This window comes from Bradyrhizobium sp. 41S5 (assembly GCF_011516665.3).
In the GTDB taxonomy this organism is placed as follows: domain Bacteria; phylum Pseudomonadota; class Alphaproteobacteria; order Rhizobiales; family Xanthobacteraceae; genus Bradyrhizobium; species Bradyrhizobium quebecense.
Genome location: NZ_CP083721.1, coordinates 1,155,730 through 1,179,480, shown reverse-complemented (window position 1 = coordinate 1,179,480; position 23,751 = coordinate 1,155,730). Strand labels below are relative to the sequence as shown.

Annotated in this window: 22 protein-coding genes; 10 read left to right on the top strand and 12 right to left on the bottom strand. The window is 65.2% G+C overall.

Annotated elements, in window-relative coordinates:
* Nucleotides 1-149 precede the first annotated feature (149 nt).
* On the top strand, nt 150-377 hold the full coding sequence (rpmE, locus tag HAP47_RS05585) for a 50S ribosomal protein L31 (RefSeq protein WP_016845230.1): 228 nt from the start codon (nt 150-152) through the stop codon (nt 375-377).
* A gap of 306 nt (nt 378-683) precedes the next feature.
* Here the strand turns inward: rpmE and HAP47_RS05580 are convergent, their stop codons facing one another.
* On the bottom strand, nt 684-1,301 hold the full coding sequence (locus HAP47_RS05580) for a LysE family translocator (protein ID WP_173639090.1): 618 nt from the start codon (nt 1,299-1,301) through the stop codon (nt 684-686).
* Between the two features lie 12 nt (nt 1,302-1,313).
* A complete protein-coding gene (locus HAP47_RS05575; RefSeq protein WP_173639091.1) occupies nt 1,314-1,940 on the bottom strand; it encodes an FMN-binding negative transcriptional regulator in 627 nt (208 codons plus the stop codon).
* Between the two features lie 99 nt (nt 1,941-2,039).
* Here HAP47_RS05575 and pdxR point away from each other — a divergent pair, with 99 nt between their 5' ends.
* A complete protein-coding gene (pdxR, locus tag HAP47_RS05570) occupies nt 2,040-3,542 on the top strand; it encodes a MocR-like pyridoxine biosynthesis transcription factor PdxR (protein ID WP_173640645.1) in 1,503 nt (500 codons plus the stop codon).
* 328 nt (nt 3,543-3,870) lie between these two features.
* Here the strand turns inward: pdxR and rcdA are convergent, their stop codons facing one another.
* Together rcdA and HAP47_RS05560 are read right to left on the bottom strand one after the other, a co-directional pair.
* Nucleotides 3,871-4,383, bottom strand: coding sequence for a protease adaptor protein RcdA (rcdA, locus tag HAP47_RS05565; RefSeq protein WP_092123179.1), 513 nt, complete (start codon nt 4,381-4,383; stop codon nt 3,871-3,873).
* A 521-nt stretch (nt 4,384-4,904) separates the two neighbouring features.
* Nucleotides 4,905-5,096 carry a DUF1192 domain-containing protein gene (locus tag HAP47_RS05560; RefSeq protein ID WP_092123177.1) on the bottom strand — a complete coding sequence of 64 codons (192 nt, stop codon included), beginning with the start codon at nt 5,094-5,096 and terminating at the stop codon, nt 4,905-4,907.
* Between the two features lie 321 nt (nt 5,097-5,417).
* On the opposite strand from HAP47_RS05560, the gene HAP47_RS05555 reads away from it, so the two are divergent.
* Both HAP47_RS05555 and HAP47_RS05550 read left to right on the top strand, forming a co-directional pair.
* On the top strand, nt 5,418-6,416 hold the full coding sequence (locus tag HAP47_RS05555) for an NAD(P)H-quinone oxidoreductase (RefSeq protein ID WP_173639092.1): 999 nt from the start codon (nt 5,418-5,420) through the stop codon (nt 6,414-6,416).
* A 120-nt stretch (nt 6,417-6,536) separates the two neighbouring features.
* On the top strand, nt 6,537-9,413 hold the full coding sequence (locus HAP47_RS05550) for an EAL domain-containing protein (protein ID WP_173639093.1): 2,877 nt from the start codon (nt 6,537-6,539) through the stop codon (nt 9,411-9,413).
* Nucleotides 9,414-9,506: 93 nt separating this feature from the next.
* On the opposite strand, the gene HAP47_RS05545 is transcribed toward HAP47_RS05550, so the two are convergent.
* A complete protein-coding gene (locus HAP47_RS05545; protein ID WP_173639094.1) occupies nt 9,507-9,785 on the bottom strand; it encodes a DUF7662 domain-containing protein in 279 nt (92 codons plus the stop codon).
* A 122-nt stretch (nt 9,786-9,907) separates the two neighbouring features.
* On the opposite strand from HAP47_RS05545, the gene HAP47_RS05540 reads away from it, so the two are divergent.
* Nucleotides 9,908-11,404, top strand: a complete 1,497-nt coding sequence (locus HAP47_RS05540; protein WP_173639095.1) for a sensor domain-containing diguanylate cyclase — start codon at nt 9,908-9,910, stop codon at nt 11,402-11,404.
* A gap of 276 nt (nt 11,405-11,680) precedes the next feature.
* Here HAP47_RS05540 and HAP47_RS05535 read toward each other — a convergent pair whose 3' ends face one another.
* From HAP47_RS05535 to HAP47_RS05505, 7 genes are all read right to left on the bottom strand, one after another.
* Complete coding sequence (locus HAP47_RS05535) at nt 11,681-13,732, bottom strand: DEAD/DEAH box helicase (RefSeq protein ID WP_173639096.1); 2,052 nt, start codon at nt 13,730-13,732, stop codon at nt 11,681-11,683.
* A 165-nt stretch (nt 13,733-13,897) separates the two neighbouring features.
* Complete coding sequence (locus tag HAP47_RS05530) at nt 13,898-14,491, bottom strand: GNAT family N-acetyltransferase (protein ID WP_173639097.1); 594 nt, start codon at nt 14,489-14,491, stop codon at nt 13,898-13,900.
* Nucleotides 14,491-15,318, bottom strand: a complete 828-nt coding sequence (locus HAP47_RS05525; RefSeq protein ID WP_173639098.1) for an ABC transporter ATP-binding protein — start codon at nt 15,316-15,318, stop codon at nt 14,491-14,493. Before HAP47_RS05525 ends, HAP47_RS05530 begins: the two co-directional genes overlap by 1 nt.
* A gap of 11 nt (nt 15,319-15,329) precedes the next feature.
* The gene (locus tag HAP47_RS05520; protein WP_231168767.1) at nt 15,330-16,127 is read right to left on the bottom strand and encodes an ABC transporter permease; all 798 of its coding nucleotides are present in this window, start codon (nt 16,125-16,127) and stop codon (nt 15,330-15,332) included.
* Entirely contained in the window at nt 16,124-17,614 is a 1,491-nt protein-coding gene (locus HAP47_RS05515) for a phenylacetate--CoA ligase family protein (protein ID WP_173639099.1), read from the bottom strand. Before HAP47_RS05515 ends, HAP47_RS05520 begins: the two co-directional genes overlap by 4 nt.
* Before the next feature lie 574 nt (nt 17,615-18,188).
* The gene (locus HAP47_RS05510; protein WP_173639100.1) at nt 18,189-18,536 is read right to left on the bottom strand and encodes a hypothetical protein; all 348 of its coding nucleotides are present in this window, start codon (nt 18,534-18,536) and stop codon (nt 18,189-18,191) included.
* Nucleotides 18,537-18,700: 164 nt separating this feature from the next.
* Nucleotides 18,701-19,303 (bottom strand): CGNR zinc finger domain-containing protein, encoded by a 603-nt coding sequence (locus tag HAP47_RS05505; protein WP_173640647.1) that lies wholly within the window; start codon nt 19,301-19,303, stop codon nt 18,701-18,703.
* Nucleotides 19,304-19,478: 175 nt separating this feature from the next.
* Between HAP47_RS05505 and HAP47_RS05500 the strand changes: the two genes are divergently transcribed.
* The 5 genes from HAP47_RS05500 to HAP47_RS05480 all read left to right on the top strand — a co-directional run bounded on the left by HAP47_RS05500 (nt 19,479) and on the right by HAP47_RS05480 (nt 23,746).
* Nucleotides 19,479-20,177, top strand: a complete 699-nt coding sequence (locus HAP47_RS05500; protein WP_173639101.1) for an alpha/beta fold hydrolase — start codon at nt 19,479-19,481, stop codon at nt 20,175-20,177.
* Nucleotides 20,178-20,227: 50 nt separating this feature from the next.
* Nucleotides 20,228-21,082 (top strand): alpha/beta fold hydrolase, encoded by an 855-nt coding sequence (locus HAP47_RS05495; RefSeq protein WP_173639102.1) that lies wholly within the window; start codon nt 20,228-20,230, stop codon nt 21,080-21,082.
* Between the two features lie 81 nt (nt 21,083-21,163).
* Nucleotides 21,164-21,613 (top strand): tautomerase family protein, encoded by a 450-nt coding sequence (locus tag HAP47_RS05490; protein WP_173639103.1) that lies wholly within the window; start codon nt 21,164-21,166, stop codon nt 21,611-21,613.
* Between the two features lie 233 nt (nt 21,614-21,846).
* A complete protein-coding gene (locus HAP47_RS05485; RefSeq protein ID WP_173639104.1) occupies nt 21,847-22,170 on the top strand; it encodes a hypothetical protein in 324 nt (107 codons plus the stop codon).
* A 103-nt stretch (nt 22,171-22,273) separates the two neighbouring features.
* Nucleotides 22,274-23,746 (top strand): cytochrome-c peroxidase, encoded by a 1,473-nt coding sequence (locus HAP47_RS05480; protein WP_173639105.1) that lies wholly within the window; start codon nt 22,274-22,276, stop codon nt 23,744-23,746.
* Nucleotides 23,747-23,751 lie beyond the last annotated feature (5 nt).

The following is a 23,751-nucleotide window of genomic DNA, read 5'->3' as shown; positions in this document are numbered from 1 at the left end:
GGCTGGCAAATCCGGCAAAGTCCCAATCCGGTGATGGACTTAAGCTCCCCTTTCTTGGCTTGTTTTGGCGGGCTTCATGGGTTATAGAGCCGCCCAAATGCCGTACCTAGATGTCTTGAGACGGGCGTTGGCGCGCCGAAGGAACTGTCATGAAAGCCGATATTCATCCGAATTATCATACGATTAAGGTCGTCATGACCGACGGCACCGAGTACCTGACCCGCTCCACCTGGGGCAAGGAAGGCGACACGCTGAACCTCGACATCGACCCCAAGTCGCACCCGGCCTGGACCGGCGGTACCCAGCAGCTGATGGACCGCGGCGGCCGTGTCTCGCGCTTCCAGAAGAAGTTTTCGGGCTTCCTCAAGAAGGACTAAGGTCCGCTTCGGGATCGCCCTCGCGATCACACGCAAAACGCCTCCGTCTCGGGGGCGTTTTCGTTTTGGGCTGCTGCGGATCGGCCGCACGGACGAGCGCGCGGCTCTCTCCATGCGTCGTCCCTGCGAAAAAAGGGGGACCCATAGCCACCGCATTCAGCGATGGACCGGATCATGGCCCCGGTGTCGCGCAGCAATTGAGATTTGGGGTAATGGGTCCTGGCTTTCGCCAGGACGACCATAAGGATGGGTCGCAATTCAAGACGTCAAACAGCGCGGTGTCATCACCCGCGCATTTGGGTGACCCTAGCGATCCTGAAACGCGAGCCGCGCGCCGAGCGCGACCAGGATGCTGCCGCCGATCCGTTGCATGATCCGCTGTGACCTGCGGGAGCGCTGCAGCCTTGCCATCACGGCGCTGGCGAAAAACACGCAGACGATGTCGACTGCCGAGAACGTCAGGTTGACGATGGTGCCGAGCAGGAATAGCTGGGCCCAGACCGGCACGCTGGCCGACGCATCGACGAACTGCGGCAGGAACGCCAGGAAGAAGATCGCGGTCTTCGGATTGAGCACCTCGACGATGATGCTTTGCGCGAAGGCGCGCTCCGCGGAGAGCGGCGCCAACTCGGGGCGCTTTGCACTGTCGCGATCGCGAAACAGCGACAGCCCGAGCGAGACCAGATAGGCCGCACCGGCAAGCTTCATCGCCATGAATAGCGGCGGCACCGCATGAAACAGCAGCGCGAGGCCGGCGGCCGCGGCGATGACATGGACGTAGCCGCCGAGATGCAGGCCGAGCGAGGCCATCAGCCCCGCGCGCCGGCCACCCGCCAGGGTGCGGGCCGCGGCGTAGAGCATGGCCGGACCGGGAATCAACGCGAAGGTTGCGGTCGTGACCGCAAAGGCAAGGTACAGTTCCATCGGCGGCTTTCGTCAATTCGCCGAGATCATCGCCGCGACCTCGCGGTCGGCAGGATTGTCGCTCGCGCCAAGGCCCGCGATGACGCCGGCGCGATCCTCGAGCTTGCGGTTCTGACTCATCTTCTTCTTGGCGTCGATCCGGGTGATCGGCATCCGGAATCCGACGATACCGCGCAGCTGCGTCTTGATGAAATCATCAGGCGCATCGCTGACCTGCCAGGCTTCCTTGCGCGACTTCTCATGCAACTCGGTCAAGCGGGTCACGATTTCGAGCAGACGGTCGGCATCCTCGAAGAATTCAGTCGGGCCATAGGCGTGGACGGCGAGGTAATTCCAGGTCGGCACCACCTTGCCGTGTTCGGCCTTGGTCACATACCAGGACGGCGTCACATAGGCGTCGGGCCCGGTGAAGATCGCCATCGCCTCGCCGACTGCAGGCAGCTTCCACTGCGGATTGGGCCGCGCGACGTGACCGTACAGCGTGCCGTAATCGCCCTCGTTTTCACTGAGGATCAGCGGCAGCGGCGTTCCGATCTGCCCGTCCGCGGTCGCGGTGACCAGTGTCGCGAGCTTTGAGGCCCGCATCGCGGCGTGGATCGGGCCGAGCTCATCCATCTTGAAATGCGGCGGCAGGTACATGGCGGACCTCTTGGCAAGCCTCATCGAATTGTTGCTCGCACGATAGCGCTGAAGTGGCCTATGGTAAGAGCCACTTTCGACCATCATGACTGGTCCACTATGCCCCGCCTGCGCGCCACCATCAGCATCCCCTCGCTGCGGACGGTCGACCGCGCCGCCGGACAAGTCGGACGTCAGATCGCGCGGGCCCTGCGGACCGCCATCGCCAACGGCGAGCTGAAGGCCGGCGAGTATCTGCCCTCGACGCGCGCGCTGTCGACCTCGCTCGGCGTGGCGCGCGGTACGGTCACGGAAGCTTTCGAGCAATTGCAGGCCGAGGGCTATCTGGAGTCGCAGGTTGGCGCCGGCACCCGCGTCGCGCCGCTTGCAGAACAAGCACCGCCACCCCGCCCACCCGCTGGCCGCAGCCCGAACAAGACTGCGCCGATCGAGTTGCCGCCGCGCGCGGTGCGACTTGCCAAGGTTGTGGCGGCCTTCACGCCGATGCCCGAAGTCCCGTTTGCGATTGCGGTCCCCGGAGGCGCCGTCGCCCCTGATGACAATTGGCGCCGCCTCGGCAACCGCGTGCGGGCATCGCGCGCGGCAGCACCTGCAAGCTACGGCGATCCGCGCGGCCTGATCGAGCTACGGCAGGCGATCGCCGACTATGTGCGCAAATCCCGCGCGGTGCATTGCGAGCCCGAGCAGGTCGTGATCACGGCCGGCACGCAGCAGGGCCTTTATCTCGCCGGCCGCGTGCTGCTGTCGGCGGGCGATCGGGTGTGGGCCGAGGATCCGGCCTATCCCGGTATGACGGCCGTGCTCGACGACCTCGATCTCGTTACCACGCGCGTTCCGGTCGACGCACAAGGCATCGACATCGATGCGGCGATTGCCGCGTGCCCGAATGCGCGCGCGGCTTTCGTGACGCCCTCGCATCAATATCCGCTGGGCATGCCGATAAGCATGGCCCGCCGCAACGCGCTGGTGGCGTGGGCGCAGCGAAGCAATGCGTGGATCGTCGAGGACGATTATGACAGCGAGCTGCGCTATGCGGGTCATCCCTTCCCGTCGATGCAAGGACTCGCGCCGTCACGCGTGATTTATTTGGGCACGTTGAGCAAGGTGTTGTTTCCTTCGCTGCGGCTCGGCTACGTCGTGGCGCCGCTGCCGCTGATCGACGCCTTCGCCGGCGCGCGGGCGCTGCTCGACCGGCATTCGCCGACCGCCGACCAGCATGTGCTGGCGGCCTACATGCGCGAGGGACTGTTCGAAGCGCATATCAGGCGCATCCGCGGCGTCTACGCCGCGCGCCGCGCGACACTGATCGCATCCCTTACGCGTCACATGCCTGATGACGTGACGCTGCAGCCGAGCGACCAGGGCATGCATCTGTTGCTGTGGCTGCCGCAGGGCTTCGACGATGTGCAACTGGCGAAGGCAGCACTTGCCGGCGGCATCGTCGTGCGGCCGATTTCACCGATGTACGAGGCGGCAGCACGGCCCGGCCTCATGCTCGGCTTCGGCGGCTTCGAACCGGAGGAGCTGGAGGCGGCAGCGATACGGCTGCGGCGGATGTTCGATCAGCACACGCCGCAGCGGCTGAAAGGCATTCACTCGTAGTACGCACCCGCAACAACAATCCTTGCTGCGCGACGCCAAGCATCAGATGCTTCTGTGCTGGGGTCGGTTGCCCGTGATGTGGCTTCGGCCCATGCTGCCGCAGCGTCCAGGAAAGCTTCTATCGAACCGTTTTCCCAACCGTTTGCTCCAGGTGAATATGGCGGACTCGGTCTCGCCAATTCCTTTTGCTGCTCGTCCTGTCTATCAAGCGCCATCAATTGCAGGAGACGAATGAACGACCGCTCGTCAGTAACTGCTTCGGCAGCTACGACCAGATCATTGACTATTGTGGCTTCCGAGACTCAAGCGCGTCACAGCGACGCTGAACTCACTGCTCGAACGCAGCCTTGAGCCGGTTGAGCTGCGGCACCAGCGGGTTGCCGATCGACGAACGATCCGGCGCCGGCGCATGGATCGTGGTGTCGAGGCGGCGGACGCGCGCCTGCAGATCCATCGAGCGGGCGATCAGCTGCTGCAATTGCTCCGGCAGCTTGGTCACCATGTCGACCGGGCCGGGATCGGCGGCCGACAGCTTCACCTTGGTCTTCTCGCGATTGGCCTGGGTCAGCGTCATCTCGCCTTCCTTGACCGCGCGATGCAATAGCAGCCACGACGCGAGCTGCATCAGCCGCGTTGTCAGGCGCATGCTCTCGGTGGCATAGGTCAGGCTGACGGAGCGTTCCAGCGCCTTGGCCTCGGCACGGCCGTCGCCGTCGAGATAGGCGGCGGTCTGCTCGACCAGGTCCATGCCTTCCCGGAACAGCACGCCAAATGCCGCAGAATTGGTCAGCCGTTCACTGAACAGCACAAGCCCGGCTTCGTTCTGGGAACGATCCGCCATGGTTAACGCCCTCACACCATCGTAACGCCCGCTGGCATCTGACGCGCCAGCTTATGATGAACAAATCATTGCGCGGGCGCGCCGAAGAGTCCAGCCGCAACCGGATTTATGGTTTCCAACGGATAAGACGCACAAAAAAGAGCCGCCGTTTCCGGCGGCTTTGAAGTTGATAACAGGGAGGCGTCAAACAGAGTGGACAGGAGCCACTCGGTGTCCAAACGAGGACAATGCAGTCATAATCGAGAAAGCTTAACCGATCGTAAATGAACGGATTTCTTCAGGCTTTGTTTGCCATGTCGGCCATTGACCTAGTTTGGGACAGATACGTGTGCACGCCAGCGCGTAGCTCGGGCAGCGCTTCTGCTCCTTCCCCCTGAAAAGGGGGAAGGCCGGGATGGGGGTCAGCCGCGGGCGACGCTGCAAGTGGAGAGCGCATCCCCACCCGCTTTGCTCTGCGAGCAAAGCGACCTCTCCTTTTCAAGGGGAGGTTTGGAGTTGCGTAGCCCGGATGATATCGCTGGCTACGACTTGAAGAACGCGTTCGCTGCGTCCTTCGACGCGCGCTTCTTCGTCATCGCCTCTTTCAGGCGATCGACCTCGGCAGTGAGCAGCGCGATGCGCTCAGTCAATTCCTCGACCGACAGCAGCGAGAGTTCCTGTCCGATCTCGTGGGTGATCTTCTTCCGCGGCCGGTCTTCATCCTCAATCGGCATGTGTCCTCCCGGCGATGCTGATCTGGCGCCTCGGGTTCAGAGAGAAAGTGAATACCCGCGCGCAGGAGAATTTTGCAGTGACTTTCGTGTGCGCGCAACATTTGACGCTTCCGCGCCGCGCTGATCCCAGCGGCTCACTCATTCCGCTGCCGGAGCGCGGGCGCAGACACACCAGTCGCAAGGCTCGGCCCGCTGGTCGAGAAGATCACCCCCGAAAAAGCCGACCATCTGACGAGGCGGTTCGGGACTTAATGACGTTTCGCTTCGTTGGAAAAGGCGGTATGCCACAAGCCAATCCTCTTCACTGACCAGGGACGAACCATGCCAAACCTGCCCGCGCAAATGACCGTCGTTGCCATCAGCAAGCCCGGTGGCCCGGAGGTGCTGGTGCCGGAGACCCGCGCGCTGCCGGTCCCGGGTCCCGGCGAAATCCTGGTCAAGGTCGCGGCCGCCGGCGTCAATCGCCCCGACGTCGCGCAGCGCTCCGGCTCCTATCCGCCGCCGCCCGGCGCGAGCGATCTGCCCGGCCTCGAGATCGCAGGCGAAGTGGTCGCGCTCGGCGAAGGCGCAAGGCACAAGATCGGCGACAAGGTGATGTCGCTCGTCGCCGGCGGCGGCTACGCGCAATATTGCATCGCGCAGGACGCGCAGGCGATGACCGTGCCGCCCTCGCTGTCGATGCAGGAAGCCGGCGCGATTCCGGAAACGCTGATGACGGTGTGGCACAACGTGTTCGAGCGCGGCGCGCTGCAGGCCGGCGAGACGCTGTTGATCCATGGCGGCTCGTCGGGCATCGGCACGATGGCGATCCAGCTTGCCAAGGCATTCGGCGCCAAGGTGATCGTCACCGTCGGCTCGCAGGACAAGGCGGACGCCTGCCTCAAGCTCGGCGCCGATCACGCCGTCAATTACAAGACCGAGGATTTCGTCGAGGCGGTGAAGAAGGCGACCGGCGGCAACGGCGCCGATGTCATCCTCGACATGGTGGGCGGCGACTATATCGACCGGAACTATGACGCCGCGGCGGTCGAGGGCCGTATCGTCCAGATCGCGTTTCTGTCGGGAACACCGAAGGCCACGGCCAATTTCGCCAAGCTGATGGTCAAACGGCTGCACCACACCGGCTCGACCCTGCGTCCCCGTAGTAATGCGGACAAGGCGGCAATGGTCGCGGCGATCGAGGCAAAGGTGCTGCCGTTGCTGCGCGAAGGTCGCGTCAAACCGCTGATGGACAGCACATTCCCGCTGGAAAAGGCCGCCGATGCGCACCGGCGCATGGAGACCAGCGAACATATTGGCAAAATTGTGTTGGCGGTTTAACTCTCGAAGCGGAAGCAGGGGCGGAAACCCTTTGATTCCCTTCGCTTTCGTGTCATTTATCGCGCCACCTCCGGGCCGGTCGCCGGGCCCGGGCAGTTTGTCGATCGCGGAGTACTGACATTGCGTCTGATCAGGTGCCTTGCGCTGCTGGCGCTGGGCCTCATGATGTTTGCCGCTGCGCCTGACGCGTATGCGATCGACGCGGTCAGCGTGCGCAGCGATGCGCCGGCGATCGACCTCACCGCGGTTCTCGACCACCAGCGCAGCGAAACCGACCGCATCCAGGTTTCCACCGCACCGGGAACCGACGGCATCGTGCGCCGCATCGAAGTTCGCGCCCGCGAAGGCGGCCAGAACTGGGTGGTGTTCGCGCTCGCCAACAACACCGACGACCAGCTCGACCGCCTGATCGTCGCGCCGCACTATCGCATCGTGTCATCAGGCCTGTTGTGGCCCGACCTCGGCCTGTCGCGCATCGCCACCATCACGCCATCGGTCGGTGATCGTCCCGAGCGGCAGGAGAGCCCGACAGCCGACGTGTTCCGCATCACGCTCGATCCCGGCGCCGTCGTCACCTATGTCGCGGAACTGCGCACCGACAAGCTGCCGCAGCTCTATCTGTGGGAACCCGACGCCTACAAGGACAAGGTCAACTCGTTCACGCTGTACCAAGGCATCGTGATCGGCATCTCGGGCCTGCTCGCGCTCGTGCTCACGATTTTGTTTGTGGTCAAGGGCAGCATCATGTTCCCGGCCGCCGCGGCGCTGGCCTGGGCGGTGCTGGTCTATATCGGCGTCGACTTCGGCTTCTGGGGCAAGGTGCTCGACATGTCGAACAACGCCGAGCGCGTCTGGCGCGCGGCGGGCGAGGCAATCCTCGCGGCGACGCTGCTGGTGTTCCTGTTCGCCTACCTCAATCTCAGTCGATGGCACGTCCGCTACTCGCACATCACGATCGGCTGGCTCGTCTTCCTCGGCTCGCTGGTTGCGCTGGCGCTGTTCGATCCCGCGGTCGCCTCCGGCATCGCGCGGATGTCGCTGGTGATGATCGCCTTCGCCGGCTTCGCGCTGATCGTCTATCTGTCGACCCACGGCTTCGACCGCGCGGTGCTGTTGATCCCGACCTGGTTCCTGCTGGTGGTCTGGGTGGTCGCGGCCGGCATGACGGTCGCGGGCTCCGTCACCAACGACATCGTCGGTCCGGCGCTGCTCGGCGGTTTGGTGCTGATCGTGATGCTGATCGGCTTCACGGTGATGCAGCACGCCTTCGCCGGCGGCGGCGCCACCACCGGCGTGGTCTCCGATGTCGAGCGCCGCGCATTGGCGCTGACCGGCTCCGGCGATCTGATTTGGGACTGGGACGTGTCCGCCGACAAGGTGTTCACCAGCCCGGAGACCGAGGCGCTGCTCGGCCTGAAGCGCGGCACGCTGGAGGGCCCGGCGGCGAAGTGGCTCGAGGTGCTGCACCCGCTCGACCAGGACCGCTTCCGCGCCGCGCTCGACAGCGTGCTCGACCAGCGCCGCGGCCGCCTGGTGCAGGATTTCCGGCTGCGCACGCCCGACGGCCACTTCATGTGGTTCGCGCTGAAGGCGCGGCCCGTGGTCGGCTCCGACGGCGAGGTCTCGCGCGTGGTCGGCACCTTGACCGACGTCACCGAGTTCAAGAACTCCGAAGAGCGGATGCTGCATGACTCGGTGCACGACAATCTGACCGGCCTGCCGAACCGCCGGCTGTTCATGGACCGCCTCGGCGCGGTGGCGAACCTCGCCAAAACCATGCCGAACCTGCGGCCGACCTTGATGGTGATCGACCTCGACCGCTTCAAGCAGGTCAACGATTCCGTCGGCATCGCGGTCGGCGACTCCATCCTGCTGACGCTGGCGCGCCGTCTGACCCGCATCCTCAAGCCGCAGGACACGCTGGCGCGCATGGCCGGCGATCAGTTCGGCCTGATCCTGCTGTCGGAGCAGGACCCGGCGCGGATCACCAACTTCGCCGAGACCATCCGCAAAACCATCCGCGCCCCGATCGCGTTCAACGACCGCGAGATCTTCCTGACCGCGTCGATCGGCCTTGCGCTGTCCGATCCGGCGGCGCCGCTGACCGACGAGATCATCAAGGACGCCGAGCTTGCGATGTATCATTCCAAGCGGATCGGCGGCGACCGCATCGACGTCTACAAGCCGGCGATGCGGGCGCGGAAGACCGACCGCCTGACCCTGGAGAGCGACCTGCGCCGCGCCATCGAGCGCCAGGAGCTCACGATCCTTTACCAGCCGATCGTGCGGCTGGAAGATCGCGCGATCGCCGGCTTCGAGGCGCTGGCGCGCTGGGACCATCCCAAGCTCGGCCGGATGTCGCCGTCGGAATTCATCAACGTTGCCGAAGAGACCGGCCTGATCGTCGATCTCGGCATGTTCGTGATGGACCAGACCGCGCGCCAGCTCGCGGTGTGGCAGCGCGCGATGCGGGCGCGCGAGCCGATCTTCGCTTCGGTCAACGTGTCGTCGCGGCAATTGCTGCGCCACGATTTGATCCACGATATCCGCACCGTGCTGTCACGCTCCTCGGTGGCGCGCGGCACGCTGAAGCTGGAGCTGACGGAATCGCTTGTCATGGAGAACCCGGAGCACGCCGCGCAGATGCTGGCGCGAATCCGCGAGCTCGGCACCGGGCTGTCGCTCGACGATTTCGGCACTGGCCACTCCTCGCTGTCCTATCTGCAGCGCTTCCCGTTCGACACCATCAAGATCGACCAGTCCTTCGTCCGCACCACGAGCCGCGGCACCCGCCCGGTGATCCTGAAATCGATCATCGCGCTGGCGCACGATCTCGGCATGGAAGTGGTCGCGGAAGGCGCCGAGACGGATTCGGACGCCGTCGAGCTCTACCAGCTCGGCTGCGAATACGCACAGGGCTTTGCCTTCGGCGAGCCGATGGACGCCGACGCCGCCACGCGCCTCCTCACCGAGGAACGGCTGGAAGCCGCAAGCTAACTTGTCGTCCCGGTCTTGAGCCGGGACCCATACGCCGCGCCCCATCCATGACGCGCTGGGGCCAGTTGCCTTCGTAACAACAATGCCCTGTGGTTATGGGTCCCGGCGTTCGCCGGGACGACGGTTGGGCATTCGTTTGAACCTGACGCTCTTGCCGTCGGCCTGACGCGTGGCGATGTAGCCGGCGTCGAGGCAGGCTTCGCGCTGCGGCATCTTCTCCTGCGGGCTGCGCAGGGTTTCCCACCACGACGCCCGGTGCGCGGCGCGCGGCAGCGCCGCATCGATGATCGCCTCGATCTCGTCGAAGGTCAGCACGAATTCGGGCAAATGCTGCTTTTTCAGATAGTCGCGCAGCGCGTCGTAGTCGTTCACAACATCCTCGATGACAAAAAGCCAGGGTCCGGCAACCACCCGTTAACCCATTCGGCGGCCGCTGTCGCCATTTAAGACGACAACAAGATTTCCCGTTGCATGACAGCGCTTTGGAGCGGGACGTGCCATTTCAACGGGGAAACGACGCAAGGCGGCGCTGGCGGCTATCGGCAAAGCTGCTGATCGCCGCATCCGTTGCGACCGTCCTCGGCTTTTCCGCGGTCTGCGCCGGCGTGATGTTCGACATGCGCCGCGGCGAGGAGCAACTGGCCCGCCGAACCCTGGAGAATCTGGCGTCAGGCATCGAGGCCGACATCAGCCGCAACATCGAGCTCTACGACCTGTCGCTGCGCGCGGTCGCCAGCAATCTGGAAGTGCCGGAGGTCCGCGGCGTCAGCAGGGAACTGCGCCAGCTGATCCTGTTCGATCACGCCGCGACCGCAAAGCATTTCGGCGCGATCCAGGTGTTCGACACCAAGGGCAATCTGACCATCGACGCGGCGAGCCTCGATCCGCAGCCGGAGAACCGCAGCGACGAGGAGTATTTCACCATCCAGCGCGACCATCCCGACACCGGGCTGTATGTCAGTCAGCCGATGCTGCATCGCGGCGCCTACGCCATCGTGTTGAGCCGGCGCATCACCGGCGACGACGGCCGCTTTCTCGGCGTCGTGGTCGGCTCGATCCGCTTCAGTTATTTCCACGATCTGTTCGGGCGGCTGAACCTCACGCCGGGCGACACCATCACGGTGCTGCGCAACGACCGCACCATCATCATGCGGACGCCGTTCGATCTCGACGTGATCGGCAAGAACCTTGCCGAGCAGCTGGATTGGAGTTCCGAGAACCTGAAGGGGGGCGGTGCGTTCTCCGGCAAGGGCCCGGTCGACGACACGCCGCGGCTCTATGTCAGGCGCAGCAGCAACAGCGGGCCGCTTTACGTCGTGGTCGGCAAGCCGCTCGAAGCCGTCTTCAATCTGTGGCGCACCGAGGCGATCCGGATCGGCACGATCATGGCCGTTCTGGTGCTGTTCGTGCTCAGCGCGACGCTGGTGCTGGCCCGCGAGATCGTCCGCCGCGCCGACGCCGAGGACAAGCTCGAGGAGCTCGCGACCACCGACGCCCTCACCGGCCTGAAGAACCGGCGCAAGTTCGATGCCGAGATCGACCGCGAATGGCGCCGGGCCGGCCGGTACGGCCAGCCGGTCGCGCTGTTGATGATCGATGCCGATCACTTCAAGGCCTATAATGACACCTATGGGCATCAGGCCGGCGATCAGGTGCTGGTGGGAATCGCGATCTGCATTTCGGATGCGGTGCGCCGCGCCGGCGATTGCCCGGCGCGCTTCGGCGGCGAGGAATTCGCCGTGCTGCTGCCCAACACGACCGCGCTCGAGGCCTTCAACCTGGCAGAGACCATCCGCGGCAAGGTCCAGCAATGGTGCGAGGGCGAGCAGATCACGACGGTGAGCATCGGCGTCGCCAGCATGCGGCCGCTCGCCGGCCAGCAATGGTCCGACCTGATCGAAGCCGCCGACAAGGCGCTCTACGCCGCCAAGGCCAACGGCCGCAACCAGTCGGTGCTCGCCGCCGTGCCGAAGATCGCGCTGGTGGCGTGAGGGCGTTGTGGGCCGCGGCAAGACACGGGGCTGCACACGCAGTCAGGTTCGTCGCGCAAGTCTCTCCGCATCGTCGTCCCGGCGAAGGCCGGGACCCATAACCACGGGCCTTCGTCGTTGAAGCGAGCTACGGCCCGAGCACGATGCAACAACGAGCATCGGTGGTTATGGGTCCCGGGTCGCGCTGCGCTTGCCCGGGACGACACTGAACTTGTTGCAGCGCTCGAGACCCATACATCGACGTTCTGAACGCGCAGCGGCGCCGCTGGCGCCAACTCAACCGCGATGCTTCTTCTTTGGCTTCTTGCCGAACTTCGGCTTCGCCGCCGACACGTCTGGCCAGTGTCCGGTTTGGCCGGGCTTGCTCCGATGCTTCTTTTTTTTGCCGAACCCCGGCTCGCTGTCGAATTTCGGCTTCGCGCCCTTTCCGTCCCGATTGAATCGGAACGGAGCTCCGGATTCTTGTCTTGGCGCGTAGTCTTCGCGCGAACGGCTCGCGCCTTCGTTCGAAAACGCTCTCGCCTCGCGGTCCGGCTTGCCGCGTCGTTTTGCGGCCACATCGTCACGCGACTCGTGGCGGCGCGGTGCGCTGTGGCCGCCGTCATCCTTGTCACGCCAAGGATCGTGCCTGGGCTTGCGCGCCGGCTTGTCGGAGGGTGCCTGCCGCTGCGGAGCGTCCGCCAGCGGCTCGATGCGGATGGTGTCTTCCTTGTCCGGACGCTTGATCTTGACGGCGAAGGAATCCGCGACCCGCGCGGCGATCTCGAACTCGGTGGTCGTATCCAGGATCTTGATGGCGCCGATGTCGTGCTTGTCGATGCCGCCGCGGCGACAGATCATCGGCAACAGCCAGCGGGCTTCGGCATTCTTTCTGCGTCCGATCGAGGCGCGGAACCAGACGGTAGCCTCCTCGATGCCGTGACGCGGGGAAGCTTTGCCGGTATTCGATCGCGGCCCGGCGGGACGATCATCGCGGCGCGAGGCGCGCTCGCCGCGGCGATCGTGGCCCCGGCCCTCGCCGGGATCGAGAATGTCTTCGGGCGCAGGCAGCCGCGCGCGATAAAACCGGGCAAGCGCCGCGGCGATCGCCTCGGGCGGCCGTTCGGCAAGCAAGGCTTGCGCGAGCACCTGATCGTCGGAGGTCACCTCCTCGGAGAACACCGCGTCCTGCAGCAGGCGGTCATGGTCGAGCTTGCGGATCTCGTCCGCCTGCGGCGCAGAGCCCCAGACCACATCGATGCCGGCGAGATCCAGCAGCAGTTCGGCGCGCCGCCGCCGTGCCGGCGGCACCAGCAGGATGCTGACACCCTTGCGGCCGGCGCGGCCGGTGCGGCCCGAGCGATGCTGCATGACCTCCGGATCTTTCGGCAGATCCGCATGAATGACGAGGTCGAGGCTCGGCAGGTCGATGCCGCGCGCCGCCACGTCGGTCGCGACACAGACCCTGGACCGTCCGTCGCGCAACGCCTGCAGCGCCTGGGTGCGCTCGTTCTGGGTCATTTCGCCTGACAGCGAGGCCACGGAGAACCCGCGCTCCAGCAGCGCCGCCTGCAAATGCCTGACGGCTTCTCGCGTGTTGCAGAACACCAGCGCGCTCGGCGCCTCATGGAAGCGCAGCACGTTGACGACCGCGTGCTCGACATCGTCGGCCGCCACCCGGATGGCGCGGTACTCGATATCGGCATGGCCGCCCTCGTCGCCCGCGACCTCGATCCGGAACGCCTGCTGCTGGTACTGCTTGGCCAGCGCGACGATGCCGCGCGGAAACGTCGCCGAGAACAGCAAGGTGCGACGGGTGTCCGGCGTGGTCTCGAGGATGAATTCCATGTCCTCGCGGAAGCCGAGATTGAGCATCTCATCGGCCTCGTCGAGAACGACGACCCGCAACCCCGAAATGTCGAGACGGCCGCGCCGCAAATGGTCGCACAGCCGGCCGGGCGTGCCGACCACGATGTGGGCGCCTGCGGCAAGCTCGCGCTGCTCGCGGCGCGGGTCCATGCCGCCGACGCAGGAGACGACGCGACCGTCCGCATGCTCATAGAGCCATGCGAGCTCGCGCTGAACCTGCAAGGCGAGTTCGCGGGTCGGCGCGACGATCAGCGCCAGCGGCGCGGCCGCCGGCTCGAACCGCTCGGCGCCGTCGAGCAGATCTTTTGCCATGGCCAATCCGTAGGCAACGGTCTTGCCCGAGCCGGTTTGGGCCGAAACTAGCAGATCGCGGTCGACGGCGTCGTCCGCGAGCACAGCGAGCTGGACGGGGGTCGGCTGTTCGTAGTTGCGCTCAGCCAAGGCGCGGGCGAGCGGCGAACTTGTGGTCGGAAAGGGCACGGAATGGGAAACCTTGATTGGTCCGGGTGCAGAACGTCGAGCGGGACGACCTGAGGCTGCGTACCCGGCAGGCGGCACAGCCGCATGACGATTTGGGCTGCTTTACGCCAAGAACAACCAAACCGCCATGCCCCCAAGGCCCCCCAAGCCGGAAAAGGTGCCGGATCAGGCCGGTTGCCCGACCGGGGCCTGGCTGCCGGCGATCCGGTCCATCAATCCGGACAGCCGCGACGGCGGCGGGCTCGCTGCGGCAATCAGGCCGCCCGCCCCGCGCAACGCGCCCGGCACGAGTTCGCAGGCCAAAGGGCGGTCGCGCTGATACGGGCCGGCCATGCGGAGCGCGCCGGTTTTCGCCGCCGAGAAGCCGAAGCGGTCATAATAGGCTGCATCGCCGACCAGGATGACGGCGCGGTAGCCGAGCCGCTGCGCCCGCTGCAAGGCCTGCCGCATCAGCGCTGCGCCGATGCCGAGACACCGCGCCTCCTCCGCCACAGCTAGCGGGCCGAGCAGCAGGCAGGCGTGACCGGTGCCGGTCACGACCGGCCACAGCCTTAACGTGCCGACCAGCCGGCCGCCGCGCCGCGCGACCAGGGCAAGGCCGCGCGCCGGCTTGCGCCCTTCGCGCAGCCGCTCCGAGGTCTTGGCGAAGCGGCCAGGGCCGAACGCGGCATCGAGCAGGGCTTCGCGCGCCGCCACGTCGGAACGGCGCTCCCGGCGGATCGCGATCCGTTCGCGGTTCGGGGAACCAAGCAGCGGCATCACGCGACCCTCGCCAGATAGATGAAGACCTCGTCGAGGTCCCGGCACTTGAAGCGCTCGGCGAGCTCGCCCGGACGTCCCATCGCGACGACGCGGCCGTGGCTCATGATGACGACGAAGTCACAGAGCTGCTCGACCTCGGTCATGTTGTGCGAGGACAGCAGGATGGTGGCGCCGCGGCGCTTTTGATAGGCGCGCAGCCGGCTGCGCACCCACTCGGCACGGTCAGGGTCGAGCGATGCGGTCGGCTCGTCGAGCAACAGCACGTCCGGATCGTTGATCAGCGCCTTCGCGACGGCGACGCGGGTCTTCTGCCCGGCCGAGAGCCGCCCGGTGACACGGTCGAGCACGTCGCCGAGCTCGAAATCCTCGATCAGCTGCTCGATCCGCGCCTTGAGATTGGCGACACCATACAGCCGTCCGAACACGGTGAGGTTCTGCCGCACGGTGAGCCGTCCCGGCAACGCGACATAGGGGCTTTCGAAATTCATCCGGCTGAGCACCTTGTGACGCTCGGTCGCCATGTCGTGGCCGAGCACCATGGCGCGGCCGAAACTCGGCACCACCAGGCCCATGATCATGGCAATGGTGGCGGTCTTGCCGGCACCGTTGCCGCCGAGCAGGCCGACGGTCCAGCCCTTCGGCACGTTGAAGTTCACGTCGTCGACGGCCCAATGGGTGCGGTACTTCTTGCAGAGGTCCTCGACCGCGATGGCCGGTGCCTCATCGATACCGAGGCTGTCGGGCGCATTGTCCTGCGCGGGCGTGGTGTTTGGCGAAACCGATGTCAGATGTCTGCGGGGCAAAAAGCGTTCGATGCGGCTCATGGATGTCTCCCTTACTCGCCCATGGTGAGGAGGCCGCCCTTGTGGCGGGCGCTCTGCAACAGGGCGACGAATGTGGCGAAGCCCACGCCGAGATAGACGGCATTGAGCGCGAGGCATTCGATCATCAGGTCAGTGCGGAAGGTGCCGTCGAGCAGCACGGCGCGCATACCCTCGAACACATAGGTCGGCGTCAGCGACCAGGCGACCGGATGCAGCCAGGCTGGCAGCGCTTCCACCGGATAGTAGACGCAGCACAGCGGCAGCAGCACGATCATGATCGAGTAGGCGAGGCTTTCAGCGCCGAGGCCCTGGCGGATCACGAGGCCGGCCACGACGAGCCCGATCGCCCAGCTGGTCAGCATCAGGTTGAGGAAGAACGCGATCAGCCCCGGCCCCATCGCATAGACGTTGAAGCCGAACAGCAGCAGCGTCAGCAATGTCACCGGCAGCGTGCCGATCACGAGCCGGATCAGGCTCATCAGCATCAGCGAGGCCGCAAGCTCGAAAGGCTGCAACGGGCTCATCATCAGGTTGGCGAGATTGCGCGACCAGATCTCCTCCAGGAAGGTGAAGGTGAAGCCGAGCTGGCCGCGAAACAGCACGTCCCAGAGCAGGACGGCGCCGAGCAGCAGGCCGGCGGTGGAGGCCATCGCCGACTTGCTTTGATAGAGGTAGGTGTAGAGGAAACCCCACACCAGCATCTGCATCGCCGGCCAGTAGACGATCTCGAGCAGCCGGAGCCATGACGAGCGCAGAATGTAGTAATAGCGCGCCGTCATGGCGGCGATGCGGTTCAGCGACTGTGTCATGGCATCCACCCGTGCGGCTGGCATTCGTCGATCTCGCGGCGGATCGGGCGGCGCTTGCCGACCTTGGGCGGAAACGCGAGCAGCGCGTTGGCCTGCACCCGGACCGGATGTTCGAGGCAGGCCGCGAGCAGATCCTCGAGATGCGCGACCGAGCCGTGCAGACGTGACATCGGCGTATCCTGGCCGAGCACGACGCGCGCCTCGACGAGGTCGACGCCGCGTTGCACGATCTCGAACTGCGCCAGATGCAGATTGCAATCGAACATCCAGCGATAGGTCGCATCCAGGATGCTGCCGGCCGGGACCTTGCGGCCGTCGCGGTTGACGAAGGCGTCGTTGAGCCGGCCGTCGATGCTGGCGATCTGCGACCAGTTGATATCAGACGGCGCGGGATTGGCGGGCTGGGTGATGTAGTCGCCCTGCACGTAGCGGATGAACGGCATCGCCTCGTTGAGCAAATTTGTGATCACGGCGATGCCGGACTGGCCGGCAGCCTGCGGCTGAATCGTGACGGGGTCGAGCACGTCGAGATGCACGGTGTCCTCGCAGACGTGATACTGGCCGTTGGGCATCTCGAGCGCGATCCGCGTCGCCTCCTCGGAGGAATATTCGTCGAGCACGGGCACGCCGAGCTGACGCGACCATTCCTGACGGGCAGTACGCGAGGAGTATTCCGAATGCGTCACCGCGAGATTGAGCGAAGAGCGGAACTCGTCGACATGCGGCATCAGCGCATCGAGGCTCGACGGATAGAGCGAGAGTATCTTCGGCCCGAGATAGCGCAGATGCTGGGCGACGCGCGCCGGCGGGATCAGGTTCGAGATGAAGGCGGTCGGATAGTCGCCGCCGATCGAATCGAACCACCAAGGCACCGTGTAGACATGGGCGAGCAGATCATCAGCGCGGTAATTGCCGCCGCTCTGCATCGCGAACTGGCGGACGCCCTGGATGGTGTCGGTGATCACCGCATCGTAATCGACGCGGATCAGCAGGGTCTGGCCGGAGGAGCCCGATGAGCGCGTCGGAAACAGATTCTCCGGCTTGTACTTTTTGTTGACGCACTGGTCCGGGAAGGCCGCGACCAGCTCGGGCTTGGTGATGACAGGGATCTTCTGGATGTCGTTATAGTCGCGCAGATGCTCTGGCTTGAATCCTGCCGCATCATACTTGGCGCGGTAGACCGGAATGTCGCGGTAGGCGAGCTCGACCAGCTCCTTGATCCGGGCGAACTGCCGCGCGCGGATTTCCGACACCGGCAGATAGGGATGCCGCATGCATTCGCCGAGATAGTTGGCGGTGGCCGCGACCAGCTCGGGTGCTGCCTCGTTGGAGGGCTGGAAATCCGGACGGGTGTGCTCGGTCTCCCAGAACTGGCGCTGCGGCGCGCCGGCCGCATCGGCGGGAACGAGGGACGCGGCGACTTGATCATGCTCCGGCACCAGAGCAAGGCCGTCATCGGAAACACTGATCGCAAGGGAGGACGTCATCTTCAGCTCCATGATTGACGGGAGAACCGCCCGTTCATGGCGCTATCAATGGCTCGCTGCGCGCGTGGCCGCCGTGACGCGCGTCACACGCGGTCGCACCGCGCGATCACCGCAACTACGTAGGGCGGGTTAGGCGAAGCCGTAACCCCACCATCGCTCCAGCGCATCGCGTTGCGGCGGGTTACGCTAACGCTAACCCGCCCTACAGGACTGATTGCTTCAGGCGGCTATTTCCCCCACGTTGCCTTCCTGATCCGCCCCTTGCCGCCGCACTTCTTGCAGGGCTCGGGATAAATCTTCCGTCCCGGCTCGCCCGGCTGCTTCACCGCTGGAAAGCCGGTCCCGTTGCACGCGTCACACTTCTCTTCATCGGAAACAAGGTGCTTCACCATCTACCGCCTTGGATTGAAGAATCCGGAAGCCCGCGGGCGCGGACTTCCGCCACCCGTTGGTTACGAACGGCGGCGGGTTATGGTTTCAGGCGCATGGCTGCTTTGCGCTGCGACGCGGCAGAGAGAGATCGGGGGAACGACAACTGCACGATCGCCGTTGCCAGCTTCCACTTGACGCGACCTCACTTCGCCTTGAGCGCCTTGTCGTGGCTCTCGAGTGCGGATGCCATCAGCTTCGGCAATTGCGCGGCATAGACTTCGATGAAGGTGGCATCGCCACAGGCCTCCGGATCCCGCGCGGCCTGCTCGGCGACGCGCGCGGCCTTGGCCTCGCATTTCGCGAACACGTGCCAGAACCAATCCGGGCTCTTGCCGAGCGCCGGCTTGTGCTTCTTGATCACGGCGGCGCCGACAGCGCTCATCGCGTTGACGACGCCGGCGCCCAGCGTGCTGATGGCCCGCGCGTTCAGGATATCCTCGCGCGATTGCGCGGTGGCGTTGCTCGCGGTCGCTCGTCCTTTGGCCGGCATGCTCAAGCTCCTTGTCGATCCCTGGTCCGTCCTGTGCGGCGGGCAAAGCATCGACCCGGGAAGTTGAGGAAGGCTCAAGGTGCATGGTTGAGAACCGCTACGGATTTCATTCCGGTTTTAGGCGCTTCCGAGCGATCGGGCCTGGAGGGATCTCGATGCTGGTCTCAGCCTCTGTCCTTGACCCGGCTGCGATGCGCGGCCTGCTTGGCGCGGTTGCCGCAGACCGCCATGCTGCACCATCGGCGTGCACGCGCCCGCGTATGATCGGCAAACATCATCGTGCAGGCCGGGCCCTCGCACGCCTTGATGTCGGAAAAACTTTCCTCGCAGACGACCCTGGCCATCGCCTCGCCGATCGGCAGGAGTAATGTTTCGGCGGAGCGCCAGCGTCGCGTTCGCTCCAGCGCGAAACCATCATGATCATCGTGACGATGCGGCACGATCTTGCTGAAGCCAGTGTCGCTTTCGAGCAGCCGGTTCAGCGGCTCCAATTCCCTGAGCGCCCGCGGCGTCAGCGGCCGGCCCATATGCTTGCGGACGAAGCCGCGGAACCATTCGCGCAGATCGCGCGCCTGACCGGCGACGCGGTCGAGTTCGCCCGGCGCCGCGCGCGCCTTCAGCTCGTCGAGCACATCTGACGGCACCAGCTTCGCCTGTGCGAGCCAGCGCAGCAGACCATCGCCTTCGGCGATCCAGTCGACCGGCGTATCGACCGGGGTCGCGATCGAATTCATGAAATCGAGACCCAAGCTATCGGCGATGAACATCGCAGGCGGGTGGGATTGCACGGTGACGCTCTCCTGGACGGCTTGTGCGACCTCGCCGCCATAACCTGCTTAAAGCCTATTGACAAGTTACGAACACTGGATCATAGGGATCATAACCTGTCAAATCCTATTTTAGAGGTTACCGTCGGTTCCAACTGAAACGAGGGAGCTCAAGATGTCGAACAAGGATGTCAGCGTGGTGCTTGCCCATGGCGCATGGGCCGACGGGTCGAGCTGGGCGCGGGTGATCACCGCGCTCGATGCCGAGGGCATCACCGCGGTGGCGGCACCGTTGCCGCTGACTTCGCTCGCCGACGATGTCGCCGCGCTGAACCGCACGCTGGACCGCATCGAAGGACCGATCGTGTTGGCGGGCCATGCCTATGCCGGCGCCGTGATCGCCGAAACCCGCTCGCCGCGCGTCAAGGCGCTGGCCTATGTCGCGGCGCTGGCGCCGGACGAGGGCGAGACGGTGGCCGAAATGTTCTATCGCGCACCGCCGCATCCGTTCGCGCCAAAGCTCGCGCCCGACGCGAACGGCCTGATCTGGCTGCCCGAGCCTGCCTTCGCATCGGCGTTCGCGCAAGGCGCGCGCGCCGAGGACCTCGCGGTGCTCGCCGCCGTGCAGCGGCCGATTTCGACCGCCTGCATCACGGTGCCGGTCGGCCGCCCGCTCTGGAAGGACGTCCCGAGCTGGTTCCTGGTTGCCGAGGACGACCGGATGATCGCGCCCGGGACCCAGCGCAGCATGGCGGCGCGGATGAAGGCTGCCGTGCGCTCACATGCGGTCGATCACACCCCGATCGTGACGGCGCCAAAGCTCGTCGCCGACATCATCCGGGAAGCGATCGGGGCGCTTGTCTGGCAGACCTAATCCTGACTTCCCAAACCTCACCACACCATCACGGCCACAAGGAGTGACAGATGTCTCAGATCAAATACCGCACGACCGATGTCGACGGCTTCAAGGTATTCTATCGCGAGGCCGGCTCGCCCAGCGCGCCAAAACTGCTGCTGCTGCACGGCTTCCCGAGCGCAGGCCACATGTTCCGCGATCTGATCCCGCTGCTCGCGGACAAATTCCATATCGTGGCGCCTGATCTCCCCGGCTTCGGCCAGTCGGACATGCCGCCTCGCGACAAGTTCAACTACACGTTCGACGGCATCGCCGGCGTGATCGACCGCTTCACCGAAGTGATCGGTTTCAATCGCTACGCGGTCTATGTGTTTGACTACGGCGCGCCGACCGGCTTCCGCCTCGCGGTCAAGCATCCCGAGCGGATCACCGCGATCATCTCGCAGAACGGCAACGCCTATGAGGAAGGCCTCAGCGACGGCTGGACGCCGATCAAGGCCTATTGGCAAGACCCGTCGCCAGCGAACCGCGCCGCGCTGCGCGCCTTCCTGACGCCGGACACCACGCGCTGGCAGTACACCCACGGCACGTCAGATCCGCAAGCGGTGTCGCCTGATGGCCAGAACCTCGACAACTACTACATGACGCGACCGGGCGCGCATGACGTGCAGCTCGATCTGTTCGGCGACTACAAGAGCAACGTCGCGCTCTACCCGGCCTTCCAGACCTACTTCCGCTCCCATCAACCGCCGTTCCTCGCGGTGTGGGGCAAGAACGATCCGTTCTTCCTGCCGCCGGGCGCCGAGGCGTTCAAGCGCGACAATCCGAAGGCGGTGGTCAAATTCTTCGACACCGGACACTTCGCGCTGGAAACCCACGCCGCCGAGATCGCGCAAGCCATCCGCGAGTTCCTGGGCCACTGACGCCTGCGTGATCCTTGCGCTTGACGGCACGGATTCGGTGCGGAAGCTGGACCCGATCGACATCCAAGCGAGGTCACGCAGATGCCAACCTATGCCTGCATCAGTGCGCAAGGCCGCCTCAGCGCGGAACAGAAGGGCCGGATCGCGGGCGAGATCACCCGGATCCACGCCGAGGTGACGGGCGCGCCGAGCTATTTCGCGCAGGTGATCTTCAGCGAGGTCAATCCCGGCAACTGGTTCATGGGCGGCGTCCCGGTCGCGCATGACCACATCTTCGTCTACGGCCACATCCGTTCCGGCCGCGCCGCGGTCGACAAGACGCGCATGATCAAACTGATGGCGGACGCGGTGGGAGCAGCCGCCAATGCCGACAGCAAGCGCGCGGTCTGGGTCTATCTCAACGAGTTGCAGCCACGGCAGATGATCGAGTTCGGCCATGTGCTGCCCGAGCCCGGCGACGAGCCGGCCTGGACCGCGGCGCTGCCGGAGGCGGACCGCAGCTTTATGCAATCGATCGCCAGGCGGCGTTGAAGCGCCTGCGGCCATCGCCAGCCCGGTGGGCGAGGCGGTGCGCAAGATGGGAGCAATCGGGCGTGCGCCTGGTGGCGCCGGATCGCACTTTACAGCCTGACTGGAAAGTCCATCCAGTCTTAGCCAACTTATCTTCCGCAGTTCGTCAAACTAGTTCCTGGATCGAGGGTGCGTTCGCGTGGCACGACGCCGTTTCAGGCCTCGAGAGGAGTCCGATAAGAGCATTACCAGCATTGGCGATGGGCGCAGTTCTTATTGGACAGGCCCTCGCCGCGAAGGCAACGGCGGTTGCCGCCGTCGACCCGGTCTGGAGCACCGAGCGGATCGAACGGTTGCCTGCCGAAGTTCAACATGCTGTCCAGGCGAGGTGCGCCGCGGGACCCGAGGGCGGTCACTATTTCGCGACCTTCGACAATGATGCCACCGTCATCCACCTCGATTATTCAGCCCTGCAATGCGGCAACCAGCCAAGGCTCTGCACCGCGTCCGGATGCCTTCACCAGACCTTCGCGAAGGTGCGCGGCAGATGCGTCTTGACCCGGTCAGACTACGAGTGACCCATCGAGGCCCATTGAGTGCCGCAGACTCGACTTGTAGGCTGCCGGTCCTGCGCCGACAACGCGGGCGGGTTGCATCGCGAAGACCTCTTGGGGGGACGAGATGAGCTTTCGGGTTCTGGCCGGGATCGCCGTTGCCGTCGCGGCGACATGCACGGCGATTCCGCTGCTGCTCGCGCGAGACGGCGCGGGCCCGTTGTCGCCGGCCACGCTTGCCGAGATCGCCAGCGTGGAAGCCGAGATCGACCGGATCGAAGGCGATACGTTGACTCATCTGACAGCCGCTCCCGACAATCAGGTGCAGCAGATCGAGTTGCTCGGCAAGTTGCTGCTCTTCGACAAGCAGCTGTCGGTGAATCGCAACGAAGCCTGTGCCTTCTGCCATACGCCGGAGACCGGATTCACCGGACCGATCTCGGAGATCAACCGGACCACGGGCTCTTATCCCGGCTCGGTCCGCACCCGCTTCAGCGAACGCAAGCCACAGACCCACACCTACGCGCCGCTGGCGCCGGTCCTGCACTACAACGAAGGCCAGGGTGATCTGGTCGGCGGCAATTTCTGGGACATGCGCGCGACCGGACGGCGCCTCGGCAATCCCGCTGCCGAGCAGGCCGAAGGACCGCCGACCAATCCGGTCGAGATGGGCCTGCCCGATATCGCCTGCGCGGTGTATCGCGTCTCGCAGCGCCCCTATCGCAGCTTGTTCGAGGCCGTTTGGGGCGCACAGGCGTTCGCCATCGACTGGCCTGCCGACGTTGAGACTGTCTGCAACGCGCCGGGACCTCCATCCGCCGTCGATCCGCTCCCGGTGCATCTCAGCAATGTGGATCGCGGCCGCGCTGCGACCACCTTCGATCAGATGGCGCAGTCGATCGCGGGCTACGAGGCCTCGCACGAGGTCACGGCGTTTTCCTCGAAATACGATGCCGTACAGGCTGGAAAAGCCACCTTCACTCCGGTGGAGCAGCAGGGATACGAGGTCTTCCGCGGCAAGGGCCGGTGCAACGAATGTCATCGCGACGGCGGCCCCGGAGAAGATCCGCTGTTTACCGACTTCACCGCCAGCAATATCGGGACGCCCGCGAACCCGGAGCTGCCATATTACGCGGAAAACACGCCTGATGATCGCGGCTATGTCGCGAACAAGGATGGCGCTGCGTTCGTCGATGGCGGGGTCGGCGCCTTCCTGGCGAACGGTCATCCGCTCAGTCAGCCCTCCGCAGTCGACGCGCGCTGGAAACCGCTGGCGCCGCAGACCCGCGGTCGATTCCAGGTGCCGACACTGCGCAATGTCGACAAGCGGCCGTCGCCCGATTTCGTCAAGGCCTACGGCCATAACGGCTACTTCAAGAGCCTGAAAGAGATCGTCCACTTCTACAACACGCGCGACGTGCTGCCGCGTTGCGCCGTGCATGATCCGCGCGAAGGCACCGGCTGCTGGCCAGTGCCGGAGACCGCCGACAACATGAACACCAGCAAGACCGGCCATCTCGGCCTCACCGACCAGGAGGAAAATGCGCTCGTCGCGTTCATGCAAGCGCTGACGGACGGGTACACGCCGCCCAAGAACTAGCTCGC